Raw genomic sequence first — 18,523 nt, forward strand, 5'->3', positions numbered from 1 at the left:
GTCTGTTTGGAACTTTACTATCTATAAAAGTTCCAGGCAGGCATTTTTTATTTCCTGAATCCTGGAGGAAAGGAGTCAAGATGACTGAACCAAACAAGTGAAACGTCTGTTATTGAGAGGGTATGGGGAGATCCCCATCAAGATAAAACCCATAGGTTGACGGGAGGCAAAATGGCAATACCGTTAAACATGGGTGGATCTTGCTCTTATTTGTATCCCTCTATATAACGAAACGCTCAGAGGCTGTTTTACAGTGAGGGAAAAGAAAAAATATCAAAAAATTGATAATTAATGGTGAACTTGTGATAGAATGGAAAAAAGAGAAAAGCATAAAGGATGTAGTTGTGGAGAATATTTGTTATGATTAGAAAGTTGCTGAACGGAGATATCGATAGAGTCGCTGACATATGGTTAAAGACAAATCTGAAAGCACATTATTTTATTTCCAATCAATACTGGAAAAGTAATTATGAATTAGTAAAAGAAATGCTGTCACAATCCGAAGTCTATGTGTTTGAAGCAGATAAAATGATACAAGGATTTGTAGGACTAAATGATGAATATATCGAAGGTATTTTTGTCTCCGATGAAATGCAGTCATGTGGCATAGGTAAGCTTTTATTAGATTATATTAAGGATAAAAAAGTTAGCTTACGATTAAATGTATACCAGAAGAATGCCAGAGCAATTTCTTTTTACCAAAGAGAAGGATTCATTATTCAATGTGAAGATTTGGACGAAGATACTGGTGAAAAAGAGTACACTATGCTATGGAAACGAAAATAGAAATCGGAATTTGGAGAATTAGACGTTATGAGGAGCGTAAAAATATGAATGCTGACTTCAGAATAGACGGAAAAGTAATAGAAACAAAAAGGCTCATTCTTAGATCATTCAAACAAACAGATTTGGAGGATTTCTATGAGTATGCATCTGTCGAAGGTGTTGGGGAGATGGCAGGATGGAAACATCATGAAAATATTGCTGAATCTCAAAGTATTATGAATTCCTTTATCAGTGAGGATAAAGCATTTGCAATCTGTTTAAAGAAAAACAATAAAGTAATCGGTACTGTTGGCATAGAAAAATATGGGTTAGAAGATGCTTTGACAGAATTCAAGGATTATTACGGCAGAGAATTAGGATATGTTTTGAGTAAAGATTATTGGGGAAAAGGACTTATGCCCGAAGCCGTAAATGCGGTTAAAGATTATTTATTTGGCGAATTGGATTATGATTTTCTGATTTGTGGTTACTATGATTTCAATGAACAATCAAAACGAGTTCAGACAAAATGTGGCTTCAAACCATATCGTTCATTGGTCATGACAACGCAAATGGAGACAAAAGAACAAGGTACATTGATGTTGTTGCTGAATTCCAAGAAGAATATTAAATTAGTTTTTTCACATCCGGAAACCTTAATCTCCGAAAATTGGTAAAATCCAGTTTGTTGAACTGAATCCGAAAAGCATTAGGGCGCAGAGGAGATAGAATCCTTTGCGTAAAAGACTAACGAACATATTTAATGAAACATCGGAACCATCTTCTTTTTGTTGTCTACCTATAATAACGATTGGAGTAATCGATTATAGACACTGCAATCAAAAAAATCTGAAAATATATTTATCAACATTACATAAAAGTGTGTAGATACACGGAAATGGGGAGTGTAACGATGGAGATTAAAAGAGACGCTTACCTACAGCAGCTGATCGAGCGAAAAGATAATGGAATGATAAAGGTGATTACCGGCATTCGTAGATGTGGCAAATCCTTTTTGCTGTTTACCATCTTTAAGAGATACTTACTGGAGAACGGCGTTGATGTTGATCATATTATTGAAATTGCATTGGATGGTATTGAGAACGAGGAATTAAGAGATCCCAAGGTATGCTTCAAGTACATCAAGGATGCCATGAAAGACGACGGGAAGTATTATCTCCTTTTGGATGAAGTGCAGTTCATGCCACGATTTGAGGAAGTGCTGAACAGCCTGCTCCGCATGAGCAATATTGATGTGTATGTCACCGGAAGTAATTCCAAGTTCCTGTCCAGCGACATTGTGACCGAATTCCGTGGCAGAGGTGATGAGATTAGAATCTACCCTCTCTCCTTTGCAGAGTTTTATTCTGTCTATGACGGCGATTATGATGATGCCTGGGATGACTACATGATCTACGGAGGATTGCCGCAGATCGTAAGTTTCCAGAGCGAACGACAGAAAGCGGACTATCTGAAGAACATCTTTGCAAATGTCTATCTGAAGGATGTTATTGAAAGAAATAAGATTCAGAACGTGGATGAGATTGGGATTCTGGTTGATGTGCTTGCATCTGCAATCGGCGCACCGACCAACCCTTCAAAGATTGCCAATATCTTTGCCAGTGAGCGCCAGATGACTTATGCTAATAAAACCATCTCCAAGCATATCGACCATTTGACAGATGCCTTTTTGATTTCCAAGGCAAGCCGATACGATATTAAGGGCAGAAAGTATATCGGTGCAAATCTGAAATACTACTTTACTGATCTGGGACTGAGAAATGCACGTCTGAATTTCAGACAGCAGGAGCCTACTCATATCATGGAGAACATTGTTTATAACGAGCTGCTGATCCGTGGCTACAATGTTGATGTGGGTGTCGTGGATATCTTCGGTAAGGATAAAGAGGGCAAACGTGTTCGCAAGCAGTTGGAGGTTGACTTTGTGGTGAATCAAGGAAACCAGAGATACTATATCCAGGTTGCATATGACATGACTTCGGAAGAAAAACAGACGCAGGAGTTCAATTCTCTGCGTAATATCCCGGACTCTTTCAAGAAGATCGTCATTGTAAATGGCAGCAAAAAGCCTTGGAGAAATGATGAAGGTTTTGTCATCATGGGAATGAAGTATTTCTTACTGAATGCGAATAGTCTGGAATTTTAAGTCGATTTGAGTTGTTGCTGTGGTGTTGTTCTATTTCAAAAAAGAGTGAAATGATATAAATAAGGCCAGCCGATGTGGTAGCATTTATGTGGGAATACATGAAAGTACCGGAGGATTCAAGAGAAAAAGTTAAGAATCTGCTTAAAGATGCAAATGAAAATGGAGTAAAAATAAGTCATCAGGCACCAACACTGTATGATGTTGTTCCGAAAGAAGAAATTGCTGAATTTGAAGAGCTTATGCGCAAAACCATAGCTGACATTGTATCAGAAGCCAGTAGCGTTGCCTGTTGGGTGTATGTGCAGAAATATGTGAAGCACAAAACCCTAAACGAAATGCTGCAAGAATTGCCAGACGTAAGTCAATTCATCCTGGCTATGATGAGATAAGTGAAGAATTACTTCATTCTGCAAGAGCTATCATTGAAGCAGATAATGAAATGCAGAGAATAAAAGACAAAATTGGTATGTTACACGAAATTTATGGAGAAAACTGAGCAAGTAGGAAGGTGGAATATATATGAAGCAAGATACTTTAGAGGGCAAAGCAAAAACAAAAAATGGGGTAAAACGGCTGTGTTTTTCCATAGTCTGCATTCTTCTGGAAGTAATTTTTATTATTACTATCGTAACACGCTTGAATGAATATGCAGAAATTATAAATTTATTTACAAGGATTTTGAGTGGAATCTTGGTTTTGGGATTGTACGCATCAGATAAGACCTCTTCTATGAAAATGCCTTGGGTCATCTTAATTCTAATCTTCCCAATTATGGGTGTAGGCCTGTATTTGTTGATTGGTTTGAATGGTGGCACACATAAAATGCGTGAACGATATACAGAAATTGATAGTAAATTATTACCAATGCTTCCTGACAATCAGGAGTGTTTGAGTAGAATAAAAGAAACGATTCCGAAAGCAGGAAATATCGCAAGTTACATACAAAGAAATTCGCAGTATCCAATCTATCAGAATACAGATATTGTGTATTTTGATGAAGCAGTGACAGGATTAGAGGCACAGCTTAAGGATTTGAAGAAAGCACAGAAATTTATCTTCATGGAATATCATGCGATAGAAGACGCTGAAGCATGGCATAAGATTCAAGATGTTCTGGAAGAGCGAGTAAAAGCAGGTGTGGAAGTTAGAGTATTCTATGATGATATGGGTTCTATAGGCTTTATTAATACAGATTTTGTGAAAAAAATGGAGCGAATAGGAATTCATTGCCGTGTATTCAATCCGTTTATGCCAGGTTTAAATCTGTTTTTGAACAACCGTGATCATAGAAAAATAACAGTTATTGATGGAAAAGTCGGATTTACAGGTGGATATAATCTCGCAAATGAATATTTTAATTACACACACCCGTACGGACAGTGGAAAGATACAGGTATTCGTTTAGAAGGAGATGCTGTTCAGTCGCTTACGGTGACATTTTTGGAGATGTGGAATGCAGTAAGTGATAAGGATGCTAATGATTCTGATTTTAGTAAATACCTTTTCCATTATGATTATGCGGCACAGCAAACTGGGTTTGTTCAACCTTATGCAGACAGTCCTATGGATAATGAGCAGGTAGGAGAAGAAGTTTATATCAGTATGATAAATAAAGCTGAAAAATACTGTTGGTTTATGACTCCATATCTAATCATAACAGATGAAATGACACATGCGTTATGCCTGGCTGCTAAGCGAGGGGTAGATGTAAGAATTATCACACCGGGTATCCCTGATAAGAAGTTCATTTATAATATAACTCGTTCTTTTTATCATGGATTAGTTAAACATGGTGTTCGTGTTTATGAGTGGACTCCTGGTTTCTGTCATGCAAAAATGAGTGTGGCAGATGACTGTATGGCAACCTGTGGAACAATTAATCTGGATTATCGAAGTTTATATCACCATTTTGAAAACGGCTGTTTTATGGCAGATTGTCAGGCAGTTGTGGAAATAAAAAATGATCTGATAAGAACGATGGGAGAATGTCGTGATGTGACAGACCAATATCAAACCGGACGAAGTGCATATTTGAGACTGGGACAATTATTTATGAGATTATTTGCTGGATTGCTATAAGAATCTGATGAAACGACCTTTCAAAAAACAGTTGATTTAGAAGTTAACTGTTTTTGAAAGGCTGTTTTTGTTATATCTAACAGTCTGTTGTACAAAGAAGATTTTGCGTGGGTGAAAAAAACAAACCTTGTTGAGGTTAAATTGAGATTGACTTTGTATTGTATAAGTATGAAATAAAAAGGAATCAGGTGATGTACAATGAAAAAGCATAAAATATGCAAAATCCTTCTTGTTATACTGGCAATTTTATTATGTGTGGCTTTTTATGAATTGTTCGGAATCTGCATTGCATATAAAAAGCAGCCGGAAGTGTCCAATACAACCAAAAAAGAAACAAAAAATGGGTCATGGAACGAATGCAGTGAAAATACAGAACGGGCAGTAATCATAGAAAAGAATCCAGAAGCGCTTTTACAAAGAGTGCGTTTGATCAAGAATGCAAAAAAGGAAATTATTCTTTCTACTTTTGCATTTCAATCCGATGAAAGTGGAAAATTGATTTTAGGAGCACTGCATGATGCGGCAGACAGAGGTGTACATATTCGTCTGTTAGTAGATGGAATGGAGAGCTGGATTGATATGGAAGGAAATCCTTATTTCTATGGATTATCTTCCCATGAGAATGTTGAAATTAAACTGTATAATAAGGCCAATCCGTTGAAACCGTGGAAAATGATGGGTAGAATGCATGATAAATATTTGATTGCAGATGGAAAGAGATATATTCTTGGGGGAAGAAATACATACAATTATTTCCTGGGTGATTTTCCGGGACATAAGAACTATGACAGAGACGTGTTAGTGGTTTGCGATGAACCTGAGAAAGAAAATTCAGTTAACCAGTTGTCAGAGTATTTTGAAACCATATGGAATCAGGAAGACAGTAGTTATTTTCATAACAATAAAAAACTGGCAAATAGAAAATCTGTAAAGAACGCAGTTTTAGAGCTGCAGAACAGCTATCAGAAATATTTTGAAGAGAATAAGGAAAGAATCTGCGAGACCGATTATACGGACGAAACTTTTGAGACAGAAAAGATTACATTAGTGTCAAATCCTATTCACACCGGTTCCAAAGAACCAGTAGTGTGGTATCAGTTGGGAGAATTGATGAAAAATGCAAAAAATCGTGTGAAGATCCACACGCCATATATTATCTGTAATGATATGATGTATAATACATGGGAGGAGATTGCAGAGAACGTTTCAGATTTTTCTATCATGACAAATTCAGTTGCGAATAATGGGAATCCATTTGGGTCTGCCGATTATGCGAAAAACAGAAATAGAATCTTAAGTACAGGAATTAATATCTGGGAATATGAAGGCGGTTATTCATACCACGGAAAAAGTATTCTGATTGACGATGATCTGTCTGTAATCGGTTCCTTTAATATGGACATGAGAAGTGCATATCTGGATACGGAACTGATGCTTGTAATACGCAGTAAAGATATTAATAAACAGTTGGAAGAGGGCATGATGGAATATGAAAAAGTGTCCCGCCAGATATTAGAAGACGGAACTTATAATGATCCATATCATGTAGAGCCAATCGAATTAACAAAGAAACGTCAGAGAAAAATATTTTTGGTACAGCATCTGCTTGGATGGGCAAGGTATCTGTTTTAATAAGGAGGAAGGAAAACGTGTTTCAAATATTGATTGTAGAAGATGATAAAGAATTAAGCCAGCTATTCCAAAAAGTGCTTGAGAAGAATGGATATCAAGTCAAAAGTGCATCGGATGGAGCACAGGCATTAGAAGTATTGGATAAGGAATATATTGATCTGATCATTTCTGATATTATGATGCCGGTTATGGATGGCTATGAACTGGTGTCAGAACTTCGTTCAGCAGGATATCAGATACCAGTGCTTATGATCACTGCGAAAGGTTCCTTTGATGATATGCGTCAGGGATTTTTTTCGGGAAGTGATGATTATATGGTAAAACCGGTAAATGTGAATGAAATGGTTTTAAGAGTCGGAGCACTGCTTCGCCGTGCACAGATATTGAATGAACACAAAATTGTGATCGGTTCAACAGAGTTTGATTATGATGCAATGACGGTTACAACTGATAAGGAAAGTCTTGTTTTACCTAAAAAACAATTCCTGCTTTTATATAAGCTTGCAGCTTCGCCAGGCAGAACATTTACAAAACAACAGTTGATGGATGAAGTATGGGGATACGAGACGGAGGCAGACCCACATACAATAGAGGTACATATAGGAAGACTCAGAGAGCGTTTTAAAGATAACCCGGATTTTGAAATCGTAACAATGCGTGGAATTGGATACAAGGTGGTGAAAAAATAATGGAACAAAAGAAAAAAAAAGGATTGCGGATCCGATCATGTCTGACTGGTGCAATCTGGCTGGCACTTGTATTTTCAACAGTCATATCTGCTTTATTATTTGCTTTTTTGAATCATTTTTTTAATCTGCCGGATAGCATACCTTTGCTTGGCTGGCTTTTGATTTTCAATACATTGATTGCAGGGCTGATCACTTCCTTTATCAATGCAAAGTTACTGGAACCAATTACCAGACTTAGTAAAGCAATGAAGGAAGTTTCTCAGGGAGATTTTGAACAGCATTTGGAAACGAACAGCCGTATAGCAGAAGTTGGAGAATCTTATCAAAGTTTTAATGTTATGACAAAAGAACTTCGTGCAACAGAGGTGCTGCAGATGGATTTTGTATCTAATGTTTCTCATGAGTTTAAGACCCCGATTAATGCCATTGAAGGATATACAATGCTGCTTCAGGGAGAAGAACTGTCTCCGGATCAAGAGGAATATGTAGAAAAAATCTTATTTAACACCCAAAGACTTTCCGGATTGGTTGGTAATATTTTGCTGTTATCCAAGTTAGAGAATCAGAATATACCAATGAAAAAAACAGAATATCGTCTGGATGAACAGATCCGCCAGGCATTTCTTTCATTGGAAACAAAATGGACAGAAAAAGAAATTGGTTTTCAGGTAGAATTGGAGGAAGTTAAATATACTGGGAATGAAGGACTTTTTATGCATATCTGGATAAATCTTTTGGATAATGCGATTAAGTTCAGCCCTTCAAAGGGGACAATTACGATGTTTCTGAAACAAGAACAGGATTCTGTTAAGTTCATTCTGGAAGATGAAGGACCAGGAATAGAGGATGATGTAAAATCCAGAATATTTGACAAGTTCTATCAGGTAGATGGATCTCATAAAGCAGAAGGAAATGGCCTAGGTCTTGCACTTGTAAAACGGATTGTAGATAGTGCCGGAGGAACAATCAAAGCAGAAAACCGTGAATATGGTGGGTGCAGATTTGTTATAGAGCTGCCAAAGCAGAAAGATGAGATTATATAGTTTTAAGATAAATTAGAAAATGGGAGGATTTATATGACATTTTATCAGGAGTTGCAGTTAAATCAGGCAGGTTCTAAAAACCTGTTGAAAAAGAGTGAAACACTAAAAGAAAAATTATATCATATGTGGGTATATCTGGTGAAGATAGCTGTTACAATGGCATTTTGTTTTTTCTTTGTTAGTATTTTCAGCATCCTATTTGGAAATGAGAACAGCATTGTAGGTGTAGTAGTCTTATTATGTCTCATGGTGTTTAGAAATGCGGATCTGGGGATCCACACCGGACAATCTACGATGCTTTTGGCTTTGTTCTTTGTAATTATGACTGTATGTCCGCATTTAGCAAATCAGTTTTCACCGGTATTGGGAATGCTGTTAAATATTGCGGCACTGGCTGTGTTGATTCTGTTCGGATGCCATAATCCATTCATGTTTAATCAATCTACATTGGTTCTTGGGTATCTGCTGCTATATGGTTATGATGTTACGGGAAAAAGCTATCAGATGCGATTAGTCGGAATGGCTTTAGGTGCAGCACTTACCTGCTTCGTATTTTATCGAAATCATAAAAACAGAACTTATAAAAGAAATCTGAAAGATCTGATACAAGAATTTGATATCACTTCTTCCAGAACAAAATGGCAGATATGTCTGATTTTATGCGTACCGATTGTCCTTTGCATTGCAGAACTTTGTAATATGCCACGTGCAATGTGGGCTGGTATTGCGGCCATGTCCGCGATTTTGCCGTTTATGGAAGATATGCACTACAGAGTCCGTAAAAGGATTGTCGGAAATATTGCAGGTGTTATATGTTTTACAGTATTATATTTTCTGCTTCCTTCGTCAATCTATGCATATATAGGAATTCTTGGTGGAATCGGTGTAGGATTTTCAGCACAATATGGCTGGCAGGCAGTATTTAACACATTTGGTGCTTTAGCCATTGCTACAGAGACTTATGGACTACAAGGAGCGGTTAGTCTTAGAGTGATTCAAAATGTTTTTGGTGTTGTGTTTGCTTTAGCATTTTGTGTTATATTTTATTGGTTTATGTCTAAAAAAAAGGAAAGTAAGGTGACCGTACATGCAGAGTGAAGTGAATCAGGAAGAAAATTTGAATAGAATTATTACGGTTCCTAATCTTCTTTCTTTTTTTCGGCTTTGTCTGATTCCGGTAATTATATGGAGTTATTGTGTAAAGAAAAATCCTCTGTTAGCTGGTGAAATCTTATTGCTGTCTGGGCTTACGGATCTTGCTGATGGATATATCGCAAGAAGATTCCATAGGATTAGTAATTTAGGAAAAATACTTGATCCGGCGGCTGATAAGCTGACACAGGCAGCGATGTTAATCTGTCTGTTTACTCGTTTTCCGCATGTGCTTCTTTTAATCGTAATAATGGCAGGTAAGGAGCTGTATATGGTAGTCAGTGGATGTCTTGTGATACGAAAGACAGGAAAAGTACATGGTGCAGACTGGCATGGAAAGATAGTAACCTTTTTATTATATGGAACTGCAGCGGTGCATATTATATGGTTCCACATTACACCGATGGTATCAGATCTGTTGATTGGTTTGTGCGCTATAATGATGGTCATATCGGTCGCTCTGTACATTATCCAGAATACCAGGACTCTTAATGGAGAGACTGTATAAGCAATTTTATATTGCAATGACTAGAAAAATATTTAGGAGAAGATAGATATAAACAGTAAGTCAAACACACAAACTATGGAGTCTTTAGTCAGTTTAATAAAATTTTAGATAGAAAATAAATCATTATAAAAAGATCCTGTTCATACTATGATATATAGAACAGGATCTTTATTTACTTTATTTCGCCAGGAAATTGCTCTGAATCTCCATCGGCATATGATAAGCCTGGCCTCGTTTTGTCAGGCTGTATAATTTAAAACTCATTAGTTCCGGAGTCGCATTCAATGAACTGCAGAGTCCGAAATAATCCAGGTCCTCGTTCTGAACCATATCTTCGATTTTCTCATCTTCAATCAGCAGATCGGCAGCAAACAGATTGGCCTGGTATTCTGTATTATCCGTCATATTGTAGAGTGTATCATCTTGCATCGGAGCCATTTTCAGCTGGGAACGATGCAGGATGATGTGCCCTAATTCATGGGCGGCAACGATCATCTTCTCTTCTTCTGAAAGGAAACTGCTGATCATGACATAGATCGTCTTACAGCTCATAAAACAGTATCCTTTTTCTCAATAGGAATAAGTCCGTGATGCACTGGTGGATTTCATTTTCTATAGCACGTGACTGACTGCCACCGCTGTTAAAATGCTTGGCGATCTGATTTAGATTCGATCCGATCTTTCCATATTCACTGACCAGTTTTCTGAGATCATTCATGTCTGCAACAACTACCTTGACAATCAGCGATACCTTCATCGGCTAATGCCGGAACGATTTCACAGGGGGCCATGCTGGCATATTCTGGTCTGTTACAGATGTTTATGATCTCACGGCGTATCTCTGCGGGTATCTTATTAGCAGGATTTGAATGATCTGCGTGGGGACGTCCATCTTCATAGGAATCAGTATCCGCTTTTCGCTTTTTCCAACGGTAGAAAGTCCGTTCTGTGATTCCGAGGCGTTCACATGCCTTTTTACAAGACGCTCCTGATTTAATGGCTTCATTGATCAGCAGTACAGCATTTTCGCGATCTGAGGCGCTGATCATTCGTCCTCTGAATCCCCCCAGATCGCATTTGCTTTTTTTGACAGTACAAGTAAGGCAGCTGCTTCTGCAAGAGCCTTTTCCTTGCGCTGTAATTCTTTTTCAAGTTTTCTGCGTTCTTTCTCAGAATCCTTAAGTTCGCGGTTAAGCCGGGAAGCTTCTTTAGCGATGCCACCATTGGCATTCATGCAGGCATCTTTCCAGGCTTTGATCTGCTCGATATAAAGACCTTTTTTACGGGCATACTCGGCAAGTTCCGTTTCATTCATACTTGCTGTTTCAACAACAACTAAAAATTTATCCTGTGTACTCCAGTCATCAGGAACCGCATCCGTACCAGGAGCAGCATAGCCTTCCTTTCTGGCTTTATCCCGCCAGTTACGAAGTGTCTGTTCAGAGATTCCTTCTTCTCTGGATATCTTGGTAATAGATTCATTGTTTGGTGGAAGCATCCTCCTGAGGAGTGCATCCTTTAATTCTGGACTATAGTTCATAGCGAAAGCTCCCTTCCTGTGATAGCTACATACTACCGCAAAAGTAATTATCTTTCACTGACAACTATCCTAACACACAGGGATATTGTCAATGTCAACTGCACCAGTGATCTCACCCTTATTAATGATTATAAGAATATTTGTTCCGTCGTCGTCGACAGCAAAGCACAGTTCATCAAATTCTTTATCAGGATTATTCTCGTGAAGAGAATCTGTCATTGTCCATAAATCGAAACATGCTCTTATAAGAAGTTTTACCAAATGGAGGCAGGACATCCTGTTATCTTTTGGTTACGATCCCTTGTATTGTCCTCATTGCAAAAAAGAAATGCTTTTCGTAGAAATCTATCACAATCATAAACGAGTTCCTCTTCAAGAACTTTACGAAAGGGCCATGGCAAAAGCTAAATGCCGCTCTGCTTGATTTTTCTGCCTGTCTGTATCATACTGAACTTATTAACAGACAGGGAGGAATTTAAACCATGGATGCAAAGCTTATAGAGGAACTCAGACAAAAATACAGCAAGAATCCTCCAGAGGGAATGACATCCAATCTGGTCAAAAACATGACAGACTCTGACCTTTTGGATATGCACTATTTTCTTACCGATGATGATGACCTCGATGACGATGAATTTGAAGAAGGTTTTTACATCGACTTCTTTTAATCTATCGTCTGTTTTCTATGCCCGCTTTTGTGCGGGCTCTTTTTATCAAGAGTTCGACGAATGTAAGCGTCCAATAAGAGGGTGTATCGAAATTTCTGGCTGTTGCATGTAAACTATTGATTAGAGTTTTGGGAGTTGACTCTAAAAACTCTAAATCTAATCTAAGGAGCAGGCTTATGGATCTTTCTTCTTTGACTCCAGACAAACAGGTGAAACTTCAATACTGGCTGGATGTAATACGGCAATGCAGGGCCTCCGGACTGACAAATCAGATCTGGTGTGAACAACACGATATCTCTTTGAAAAGTTATTATTACTGGCTTTCCAAAATTCGAAAGCTTGCCTTGGAAGAACTGCCCCGCAAGAAAAACGGCATCCACATGTGTACAGACCAACAGTCAACTGCTTTAACGGAATCCCCGGCTGAGTTTGCGGAGCTTTCACTTCCGGACAGAAACATTTCCCGTTCCACTCCTGCAGCCATACTTCATATCGGATCCATAACAGTGGAACTTTATGAAGGCACATCTGCCCAGATGCTGGAAAACATTCTGAAAGCCGTGCAGTCATGTTAGGAGAGCTTTCCCATGTGGAGAAAATCTATATCCGATGCGGCTACACCGATATGAGGAAGCAGCTCAATGGCTTGCTGGATATCATCCAGTACAACTTCAAACTGGATCCTTACAGCAATTCCTTATTCCTGTTCTGTGGAAAGAGGGCTGACCGGATCAAAGCAGTCCATTACGAGGGAGACGGTTTCTGCCTTTTATACAAACGGTACGAAAACGGACGTCTCCAATGGCCGCGGACCGGCGAAGAAGCAAAACAGATTTCTGATCAGCAGCTGCGCTGGCTTCTGGAAGGTTTGAACCCGGAGCAGCCAAAGGCGGTTCAGAAATGGCTCCCGCATAAGTCTGAAAATACTGAAAATCCTTAGAAATGCTGGGAAATCTGACGATTCTATGGTATAATAATCCTATCGAAGCGAAAGGGTTTTCAGGTTATGTCAGCTACGGAACAGGAGTATAAAAATCATATCAAAGAACTGGAACAGCAGGTCCGGCTCCTGAAAGAGCAGGTTGATTTCCTGACCCGTAAACTTTATGGAACAAAATCCGAGAAGACATCTACTCTCGAAATCGAGGGGCAGATGTCTCTTTTTAATGAAATCGAAACCTGTGCGGATCCTGATGCACACGAACCGGAGCTTGTTGAGATAGAGAAGCACCTACGTAAAAGGAAGTACACCGGTCAGCGGGAAGAACTGGTAAAAAATCTCCCTCACAGCAAAGTACTCCATACCATAGATGAAAGGGAACAGATATGCGATAACTGCGGGAGTACGATGGTGAAAGTAGGGGAAGAATTCGTCCGCACGGAAGTACAGTTTATCCCTGCAAAACTCAAGGTGATTGACCATTACCGGGAAACGTATGAATGCAGGTCGTGCCGGAAAAACGGAACTCCTTATATGGAGAAGGCTCCGGTGCCATATCCTCCCGTCCTGCATTCTCTGGCATCTGCATCTACCATCACCTGGCTCATCCACCAGAAGTTTGAATTAAGCATCCCGCTGTACAGACAGGAAAAAGAATGGGAGGCTTTGGGATTACGTTTAAGCAGAGCGACTATGTCAAACTGGCTTCTGGTTGTCTATCGGGACTGGCTTGTACACATCGTCCACCGTCTGAAGCTGGAACTTCTGAAACAGAGATACCTTCATATCGATGAAACACATGTACAGGTGCTGAAAGAACCGGGACGGAAAAATACGTCCGATTCCTATATGTGGGTTTACTGCAGCATCAGAGATGCTGTAAATCCCATCCGCTACTTCGAGTACCAGCCGGGACGAAGCGGGAAATATCCGGAAGCGTTTCTGAGGGAATATGAAGGTTATATCCATACAGACGCTTACTCCGGATACAATGCAGTTTCAGGAGTAAAAAGATGTCTTTGCTATACGCATCTGCGCCGGGCTTTCGTGGATGCGCTCCCAAAAGACATCCATAATTCGGAAGCATCAAAACCTGCGGAAGCAATCCTCCGTCTGAATCAACTCTTTAACATAGAGTCAGAGTTGGAGGCGCTCCCTCCTGATCAGAAGAAAAAAGAACGTCTTATCCGCGAGAAACCGCTTCTCGAGGCTTTTTGGTCATGGGCAGAAAAAAGTGCCATCGGAGAGCTGCCGAAATCCAAACTTTCAAAAGCTTTTCATTACGCCTTAAATAACCGTGAAGGTTTTTGGAATTATCTGGAAGACGGGAATTGTTCCATCAGTAATTCGCTTGCGGAAAACTGTATCCGTCCCTTTGTGATCGGCAGAAAGAACTGGCTGTTCTCCGGCAGTCCGAAAGGGGCGGAAGCCAGTGCAGGAATCTATACACTGGTAGAGACAGCGAAAGCGAATGGGCTTGCCCCGATGAAATATATAAAATATATCCTGTCCGACATGCCGGGGAGTGCTTTTCTTGAACATCCTGAATATCTGGATGATTATCTGCCTTGGAATCCTCTTGTAAAAGAATTCTGTCGATAACCGTTGACCTTTTAGTATAAAAGGCTGACGGTTATTTTTCTATACACTGTTTTATTTGACACTTACCGACGAATGTCGAACTTTCCTATTATATAAGAAAATTCCGCATAGCCGCTGATGATAATGAGCTACATATCTTCCCGGATTTTTCTCAGCACTGAGCAGACTTCCAGTCCAAGTTCTTCCCCCAGGATCCTACCTTCCATCCTTTCTTTTCTGTCATACCCTGCTGTAAGTATAGCATAGACTTTTGTTTCCGGCATTAAAAATTCCATCGACATCCGTTTCTGCACACGGTATAATAGGTATCATGTAAAGAAAAAGGAGGTTGTTTTCTTATGTTATCCTGCACCTACGAAGTAGTCGCCATCGATGGTGATTACGCGCATTTACGCCGCAATGACATCGAACCGGAGGACAATGAAACGAAACTGGTTGCCCGCGCGCTGCTGCCGCCGGAAATTATGGAGGGCAGTATTTTGAAATACGAGATGCTGCAGTATGAAATCATTGGCTGATGCTGTTTTTCCGGCCGAGGTGTTTTCTCTCCCGCTCTTTCATGGCATCTCGGAAACCGGGCGGACGGCTCTTGTTTCGAGCGGGTGGCTGCGGACGTGTTCGTTTGAGAAAAACCAGACCATTTATCACATGGGTGACCGCGTGTCCGAACTGGGGATTGTGCTGTCCGGCAGCGTTTTCGTGGAGAATACGGATCTCTGGGGCAACCGCAGTATCTTAAGCAAGATCACCCCCGGCCAGGTATTTGCCGAAACGTATGCCTTCTGTCGGGAGCCGATGATGGTGAATGTCACGGCAGCCGAAGCCTCGACGGTTCTCTTTTTCAATCTTCGAAACCTCGACCAGACCGCCGATGGTGATGATGCATGGCTGTCCCAGCTTCGCAGTAATATGCTCCGCATCTCCATGCAGAAAAATCTTACCCTCTCCAACCGCATTTTCTGCACTACACCAAAGACGATCCGCGAGCGCGTGCTGGTCTACCTCGCCGCGCAGTCTGCCAAAACCAGCGCCGACACCTTTACGATCCCCTTCGACCGCCAGGGCCTCGCCGACTACCTGAACCTCGACCGGAGCGCCCTCTCCAAAGAACTCGGAAAAATGCAGAAAGAGGGAATCCTCGAATTTCATAAAAACAAATTTACGCTGCGTCATCCGTCTCTCTAGGCGGTACCGCAACGTAAATTTTTTACCGTTTCATCGTTTCAAATGCTTATTTTTCATAAACGAATATACACAAAAAGTATTTTTCCGTGGTTATAACCACATACTTTTCCTGTTATATCCGATATTCTGTACGTGTAAATTATGAAACTCCGCGCAGATCTGTTTTTCCCTCTGCGCTTAACCCCTCGGAAATACCCTACAGGAGGAACTATTTTATGGAACAGAACATGTTTTGCTACCAGTGTCAGGAAACTGCCGGCTGCTCCGGCTGTACAAAATCCGGTGTCTGTGGAAAGCGCCCGGAGACAGCGGCGCTGCAGGATCTGCTGATCTGGACGACGAAAGGACTTTCCGCCGTGACGACACAGCTCCGCCGCGAAGGAAAAACCGTCGATGCCAGCGTCAATCATCTCATCACCGAAAACCTGTTTACGACCATCACAAACGTGAACTTTGATGATGATACGATCCGCGCACGAATTGAGGCAACGCTTGAGACCAAAGCGCTTCTCGCTCAGCTTGCCGACTGCTCCGCTCTGCCGGAGGCCGCCCTCTGGAACGGCACAACCGATGAGTTTGCCGCAAAAGCAGTAACCGTCGGCGTACTTTCCACGGAAAATGAGGACATCCGCTCTTTACGCGAGCTCATCACCTACGGTCTGAAAGGACTTGCCGCGTACACCAGCCATGCCAATGTTCTCTTAAAAGAAAACGAGGAAATCGATGCCTTCCTGCAGCGTGCTCTCGCCGCAACGCTCGACGATTCCCTCTCCGCAGAGGAACTGACGGCACTCGCACTCGAGACCGGCTCCTACGGCGTGCAGGGAATGGCACTGCTCGATGAGGCCAATACTTCCGCTTACGGCAATCCGGAGATCACCACCGTCGATCTCAGTGTCGGCACCCGCCCGGGTATTCTCGTCTCCGGTCATGATCTGCGCGACCTCGAGATGCTGCTCGAGCAGACCGTGAACACCGGCATCGATGTTTACACCCACTCCGAAATGCTGCCTGCACACTACTATCCGGCGTTCAAAAAATATGAACATTTTAAGGGAAATTATGGTAACGCCTGGTGGAAGCAGAAAGAAGAATTTGAAGCCTTCAACGGCCCGATTCTGATGACGACGAACTGTATCGTGCCGCCGAAGGACAGCTACAAAAACCGTATTTACACAACCGGAGCGGTTCGTTATCCGGGATGCCCGCACATCGACGGCGTCATCGGTGATACAAAAGATTTCTCTCTGCTCATCGAACAGGCAAAGCACTGCGCACCGCCGACGGAACTCGAGCAGGGAACCATTGTCGGAGGCTTCGCCCATGCACAGGTACTCGCCCTGGCAGACCAGATCGTCGATGCCGTGAAATCCGGCGCGATCAAAAAATTCGTTGTCATGGCTGGATGTGACGGCCGTGCAAAGAGCCGCAGCTATTACTCTGATTTTGCACAGGCACTGCCGAAAGACACCGTGATTCTGACCGCCGGCTGTGCAAAATACAAATACAACAAGCTGAACCTCGGCGACATCAACGGCATTCCGCGCGTCCTCGATGCCGGCCAGTGCAATGATTCCTACTCTCTTGCCGTGATTGCACTGAAATTAAAGGAGGTCTTCGGCCTCGACGATATCAACGATCTGCCGATCATCTACAATATTTCCTGGTACGAGCAGAAAGCTGTGATTGTTCTTCTGGCACTGCTGTCGCTTGGTGTCAAGAACATCCACCTCGGCCCGACACTCCCGGCATTTTTAAGCCCGAATGTTGCAGCTCTTCTCGTTGAAAACTTCGGCATCGCCGGAATCGATACCGTTGAAAACGATATGGAATTGTTTTTCGGGAAATAAAGAAAACCCCTTGCTTTCTTTCATTTTTCCACGTATACTGTATATGTTCAGACAAAAATATCTTTGAATTTGGGCATATCAGAAAACGGACCTCAGATTCCATTTCTATACACGCCCGACACCGATGAGTCATCTCATCTTAATCACACATTTTTAGAACGTGCCTGGGAATTTTTTCAGACACGTTCTCATTCTATCACGGAGATTTATAAACTATGAGCATCATGAAAAATATCAATAAAGCCAAGGTTATGGTCTTAAAAGATCAGGTTTCCTACCAGGAAGGCCAGATCGTCAGCAAAACACTGGTACAGAATGAATCCGTCAGCATCACCTTATTTGCCTTCGACAAAGGCGAAGAAATCAGCACCCACGAGTCCGGCGGCGACGCCTTCGTCACCTGCCTCGACGGAACCGGTGAAATCACCATCGACGGCGTAAAATACGAACTCCACGAAGGCGAATCCATCGTCATGCCGGCAAAACATCCGCATGCAGTGTATGGCAAAGAGCAGTATAAGATGCTTCTGGTAGTGGTATTCTAACGTATCCTTTTTGAACCAATTATTGATATGCCTGGCAATAGGGCAGCATGTCTCAGGATTTCCTGTGGTATGCTGCCTTGCTTTTTTATTTAATTCTTTTTTAAGCTATAAATGAGCAAATCCAAAATATTGCACAAAAGAAAGACACCCTCTGTAGA

At 41.2% G+C, this 18,523-nt stretch carries 21 protein-coding genes and 3 pseudogenes; 20 read left to right on the forward strand and 4 right to left on the reverse strand.

Annotation, left to right across the window (positions count from 1 at the left end):
• Positions 1 to 360 precede the first annotated feature (360 nt).
• The 11 genes and pseudogenes from DWX00_RS18960 to DWX00_RS19010 all read left to right on the forward strand — a co-directional run bounded on the left by DWX00_RS18960 (position 361) and on the right by DWX00_RS19010 (position 10,035).
• On the forward strand, positions 361 to 786 hold the full coding sequence (locus tag DWX00_RS18960) for a GNAT family N-acetyltransferase (RefSeq protein ID WP_055195028.1): 426 nt from the start codon (positions 361 to 363) through the stop codon (positions 784 to 786).
• The gene (locus DWX00_RS18965; protein WP_243038059.1) at positions 771 to 1,442 is read left to right on the forward strand and encodes a GNAT family N-acetyltransferase; all 672 of its coding nucleotides are present in this window, start codon (positions 771 to 773) and stop codon (positions 1,440 to 1,442) included. Before DWX00_RS18960 ends, DWX00_RS18965 begins: the two co-directional genes overlap by 16 nt.
• Positions 1,443 to 1,678: 236 nt before the next feature.
• Positions 1,679 to 2,932, forward strand: a complete 1,254-nt coding sequence (locus tag DWX00_RS18970; RefSeq protein ID WP_118596004.1) for an ATP-binding protein — start codon at positions 1,679 to 1,681, stop codon at positions 2,930 to 2,932.
• Between the two features lie 74 nt (positions 2,933 to 3,006).
• Positions 3,007 to 3,321 carry a hypothetical protein gene (locus DWX00_RS18975; protein WP_330417024.1) on the forward strand — a complete coding sequence of 105 codons (315 nt, stop codon included), beginning with the start codon at positions 3,007 to 3,009 and terminating at the stop codon, positions 3,319 to 3,321.
• A pseudogene (locus DWX00_RS20245) lies at positions 3,303 to 3,428 on the forward strand (GTP pyrophosphokinase); the annotation flags it as partial. The gene DWX00_RS18975 and the pseudogene DWX00_RS20245, both read left to right, overlap by 19 nt.
• A gap of 23 nt (positions 3,429 to 3,451) precedes the next feature.
• Positions 3,452 to 5,011: a cardiolipin synthase gene (gene cls, locus DWX00_RS18985; RefSeq protein ID WP_009203864.1), complete on the forward strand. Its 1,560-nt coding sequence runs from the start codon at positions 3,452 to 3,454 to the stop codon at positions 5,009 to 5,011.
• A 198-nt stretch (positions 5,012 to 5,209) separates the two neighbouring features.
• On the forward strand, positions 5,210 to 6,643 hold the full coding sequence (locus DWX00_RS18990; protein WP_118596005.1) for a phospholipase D family protein: 1,434 nt from the start codon (positions 5,210 to 5,212) through the stop codon (positions 6,641 to 6,643).
• A complete protein-coding gene (locus DWX00_RS18995; protein ID WP_005421560.1) occupies positions 6,622 to 7,332 on the forward strand; it encodes a response regulator transcription factor in 711 nt (236 codons plus the stop codon). Before DWX00_RS18990 ends, DWX00_RS18995 begins: the two co-directional genes overlap by 22 nt.
• On the forward strand, positions 7,332 to 8,375 hold the full coding sequence (locus DWX00_RS19000) for a sensor histidine kinase (RefSeq protein WP_055221210.1): 1,044 nt from the start codon (positions 7,332 to 7,334) through the stop codon (positions 8,373 to 8,375). The genes DWX00_RS18995 and DWX00_RS19000 overlap by 1 nt, the downstream gene beginning before the upstream one ends.
• A gap of 33 nt (positions 8,376 to 8,408) precedes the next feature.
• Positions 8,409 to 9,473, forward strand: a complete 1,065-nt coding sequence (locus DWX00_RS19005; RefSeq protein WP_118596006.1) for an FUSC family protein — start codon at positions 8,409 to 8,411, stop codon at positions 9,471 to 9,473.
• Positions 9,463 to 10,035: a CDP-alcohol phosphatidyltransferase family protein gene (locus tag DWX00_RS19010; RefSeq protein ID WP_118596007.1), complete on the forward strand. Its 573-nt coding sequence runs from the start codon at positions 9,463 to 9,465 to the stop codon at positions 10,033 to 10,035. The genes DWX00_RS19005 and DWX00_RS19010 overlap by 11 nt, the downstream gene beginning before the upstream one ends.
• Positions 10,036 to 10,212: 177 nt before the next feature.
• Here the strand turns inward: DWX00_RS19010 and DWX00_RS19015 are convergent, their stop codons facing one another.
• From DWX00_RS19015 to DWX00_RS19030, 4 genes and pseudogenes are all read right to left on the reverse strand, one after another.
• Positions 10,213 to 10,587 carry an ImmA/IrrE family metallo-endopeptidase gene (locus DWX00_RS19015; protein WP_238062039.1) on the reverse strand — a complete coding sequence of 125 codons (375 nt, stop codon included), beginning with the start codon at positions 10,585 to 10,587 and terminating at the stop codon, positions 10,213 to 10,215.
• Positions 10,577 to 10,765 (reverse strand): annotated as a pseudogene (gene mobC, locus DWX00_RS20630) (plasmid mobilization relaxosome protein MobC); the annotation flags it as partial. The pseudogene mobC and the gene DWX00_RS19015, both read right to left, overlap by 11 nt.
• A complete protein-coding gene (locus DWX00_RS19025) occupies positions 10,746 to 11,084 on the reverse strand; it encodes a helix-turn-helix domain-containing protein (RefSeq protein WP_118596008.1) in 339 nt (112 codons plus the stop codon). The gene DWX00_RS19025 and the pseudogene mobC, both read right to left, overlap by 20 nt.
• A complete protein-coding gene (locus DWX00_RS19030; RefSeq protein ID WP_118596009.1) occupies positions 11,081 to 11,575 on the reverse strand; it encodes a transposase in 495 nt (164 codons plus the stop codon). Before DWX00_RS19030 ends, DWX00_RS19025 begins: the two co-directional genes overlap by 4 nt.
• A gap of 220 nt (positions 11,576 to 11,795) precedes the next feature.
• On the opposite strand from DWX00_RS19030, the pseudogene DWX00_RS20770 reads away from it, so the two are divergent.
• The 9 genes and pseudogenes from DWX00_RS20770 to DWX00_RS19075 form a co-directional block, all read left to right on the forward strand.
• A pseudogene (locus tag DWX00_RS20770) lies at positions 11,796 to 11,999 on the forward strand (IS91 family transposase); the annotation flags it as partial.
• 58 nt (positions 12,000 to 12,057) lie between these two features.
• The gene (locus tag DWX00_RS19040) at positions 12,058 to 12,243 is read left to right on the forward strand and encodes a hypothetical protein (protein ID WP_118596010.1); all 186 of its coding nucleotides are present in this window, start codon (positions 12,058 to 12,060) and stop codon (positions 12,241 to 12,243) included.
• A 176-nt stretch (positions 12,244 to 12,419) separates the two neighbouring features.
• Positions 12,420 to 12,818: an IS66 family insertion sequence element accessory protein TnpA gene (gene tnpA, locus DWX00_RS19045; protein ID WP_005422927.1), complete on the forward strand. Its 399-nt coding sequence runs from the start codon at positions 12,420 to 12,422 to the stop codon at positions 12,816 to 12,818.
• A 14-nt stretch (positions 12,819 to 12,832) separates the two neighbouring features.
• Positions 12,833 to 13,183: an IS66 family insertion sequence element accessory protein TnpB gene (gene tnpB, locus DWX00_RS19050; protein ID WP_158526524.1), complete on the forward strand. Its 351-nt coding sequence runs from the start codon at positions 12,833 to 12,835 to the stop codon at positions 13,181 to 13,183.
• A 66-nt stretch (positions 13,184 to 13,249) separates the two neighbouring features.
• Positions 13,250 to 14,785, forward strand: a complete 1,536-nt coding sequence (locus tag DWX00_RS19055) for an IS66-like element ISRob1 family transposase (RefSeq protein ID WP_004611469.1) — start codon at positions 13,250 to 13,252, stop codon at positions 14,783 to 14,785.
• 338 nt (positions 14,786 to 15,123) lie between these two features.
• Entirely contained in the window at positions 15,124 to 15,303 is a 180-nt protein-coding gene (locus DWX00_RS19060) for a hypothetical protein (protein WP_022462477.1), read from the forward strand.
• A complete protein-coding gene (locus DWX00_RS19065) occupies positions 15,287 to 15,970 on the forward strand; it encodes a Crp/Fnr family transcriptional regulator (RefSeq protein ID WP_117802675.1) in 684 nt (227 codons plus the stop codon). The genes DWX00_RS19060 and DWX00_RS19065 overlap by 17 nt, the downstream gene beginning before the upstream one ends.
• A gap of 215 nt (positions 15,971 to 16,185) precedes the next feature.
• Positions 16,186 to 17,820, forward strand: coding sequence for a hydroxylamine reductase (gene hcp / locus DWX00_RS19070; protein ID WP_118596011.1), 1,635 nt, complete (start codon positions 16,186 to 16,188; stop codon positions 17,818 to 17,820).
• A gap of 215 nt (positions 17,821 to 18,035) precedes the next feature.
• On the forward strand, positions 18,036 to 18,365 hold the full coding sequence (locus DWX00_RS19075; protein WP_022462474.1) for a cupin domain-containing protein: 330 nt from the start codon (positions 18,036 to 18,038) through the stop codon (positions 18,363 to 18,365).
• Positions 18,366 to 18,523 lie beyond the last annotated feature (158 nt).

It is taken from the genome of Blautia sp. AF17-9LB, assembly GCF_003479185.1.
GTDB lineage: Bacteria > Bacillota > Clostridia > Lachnospirales > Lachnospiraceae > Fusicatenibacter > Fusicatenibacter saccharivorans.

What these genes read in the sequence shown, in the direction of transcription:
- DWX00_RS18960 (WP_055195028.1), top strand. Translation starts at nt 361, where the DNA reads ATGATTAGAAAGTTGCTGAACGGAGATATCGATAGAGTCGCTGACATA.
- DWX00_RS18965 (WP_243038059.1), top strand. Translation starts at nt 771, where the DNA reads ATGGAAACGAAAATAGAAATCGGAATTTGGAGAATTAGACGTTATGAG.
- DWX00_RS18970 (WP_118596004.1), top strand. Translation starts at nt 1,679, where the DNA reads ATGGAGATTAAAAGAGACGCTTACCTACAGCAGCTGATCGAGCGAAAA.
- cls (WP_009203864.1), top strand. Translation starts at nt 3,452, where the DNA reads ATGAAGCAAGATACTTTAGAGGGCAAAGCAAAAACAAAAAATGGGGTA.
- DWX00_RS18990 (WP_118596005.1), top strand. Translation starts at nt 5,210, where the DNA reads ATGAAAAAGCATAAAATATGCAAAATCCTTCTTGTTATACTGGCAATT.
- DWX00_RS18995 (WP_005421560.1), top strand. Translation starts at nt 6,622, where the DNA reads ATGGGCAAGGTATCTGTTTTAATAAGGAGGAAGGAAAACGTGTTTCAA.
- DWX00_RS19000 (WP_055221210.1), top strand. Translation starts at nt 7,332, where the DNA reads ATGGAACAAAAGAAAAAAAAAGGATTGCGGATCCGATCATGTCTGACT.
- DWX00_RS19005 (WP_118596006.1), top strand. Translation starts at nt 8,409, where the DNA reads ATGACATTTTATCAGGAGTTGCAGTTAAATCAGGCAGGTTCTAAAAAC.
- DWX00_RS19010 (WP_118596007.1), top strand. Translation starts at nt 9,463, where the DNA reads ATGCAGAGTGAAGTGAATCAGGAAGAAAATTTGAATAGAATTATTACG.
- DWX00_RS19015 (WP_238062039.1), bottom strand. Translation starts at nt 10,587, where the DNA reads ATGAGCTGTAAGACGATCTATGTCATGATCAGCAGTTTCCTTTCAGAA.
- DWX00_RS19025 (WP_118596008.1), bottom strand. Translation starts at nt 11,084, where the DNA reads ATGATCAGCGCCTCAGATCGCGAAAATGCTGTACTGCTGATCAATGAA.
- DWX00_RS19030 (WP_118596009.1), bottom strand. Translation starts at nt 11,575, where the DNA reads ATGAACTATAGTCCAGAATTAAAGGATGCACTCCTCAGGAGGATGCTT.
- DWX00_RS19040 (WP_118596010.1), top strand. Translation starts at nt 12,058, where the DNA reads ATGGATGCAAAGCTTATAGAGGAACTCAGACAAAAATACAGCAAGAAT.
- tnpA (WP_005422927.1), top strand. Translation starts at nt 12,420, where the DNA reads ATGGATCTTTCTTCTTTGACTCCAGACAAACAGGTGAAACTTCAATAC.
- DWX00_RS19055 (WP_004611469.1), top strand. Translation starts at nt 13,250, where the DNA reads ATGTCAGCTACGGAACAGGAGTATAAAAATCATATCAAAGAACTGGAA.
- DWX00_RS19060 (WP_022462477.1), top strand. Translation starts at nt 15,124, where the DNA reads ATGTTATCCTGCACCTACGAAGTAGTCGCCATCGATGGTGATTACGCG.
- DWX00_RS19065 (WP_117802675.1), top strand. Translation starts at nt 15,287, where the DNA reads ATGAAATCATTGGCTGATGCTGTTTTTCCGGCCGAGGTGTTTTCTCTC.
- hcp (WP_118596011.1), top strand. Translation starts at nt 16,186, where the DNA reads ATGGAACAGAACATGTTTTGCTACCAGTGTCAGGAAACTGCCGGCTGC.
- DWX00_RS19075 (WP_022462474.1), top strand. Translation starts at nt 18,036, where the DNA reads ATGAGCATCATGAAAAATATCAATAAAGCCAAGGTTATGGTCTTAAAA.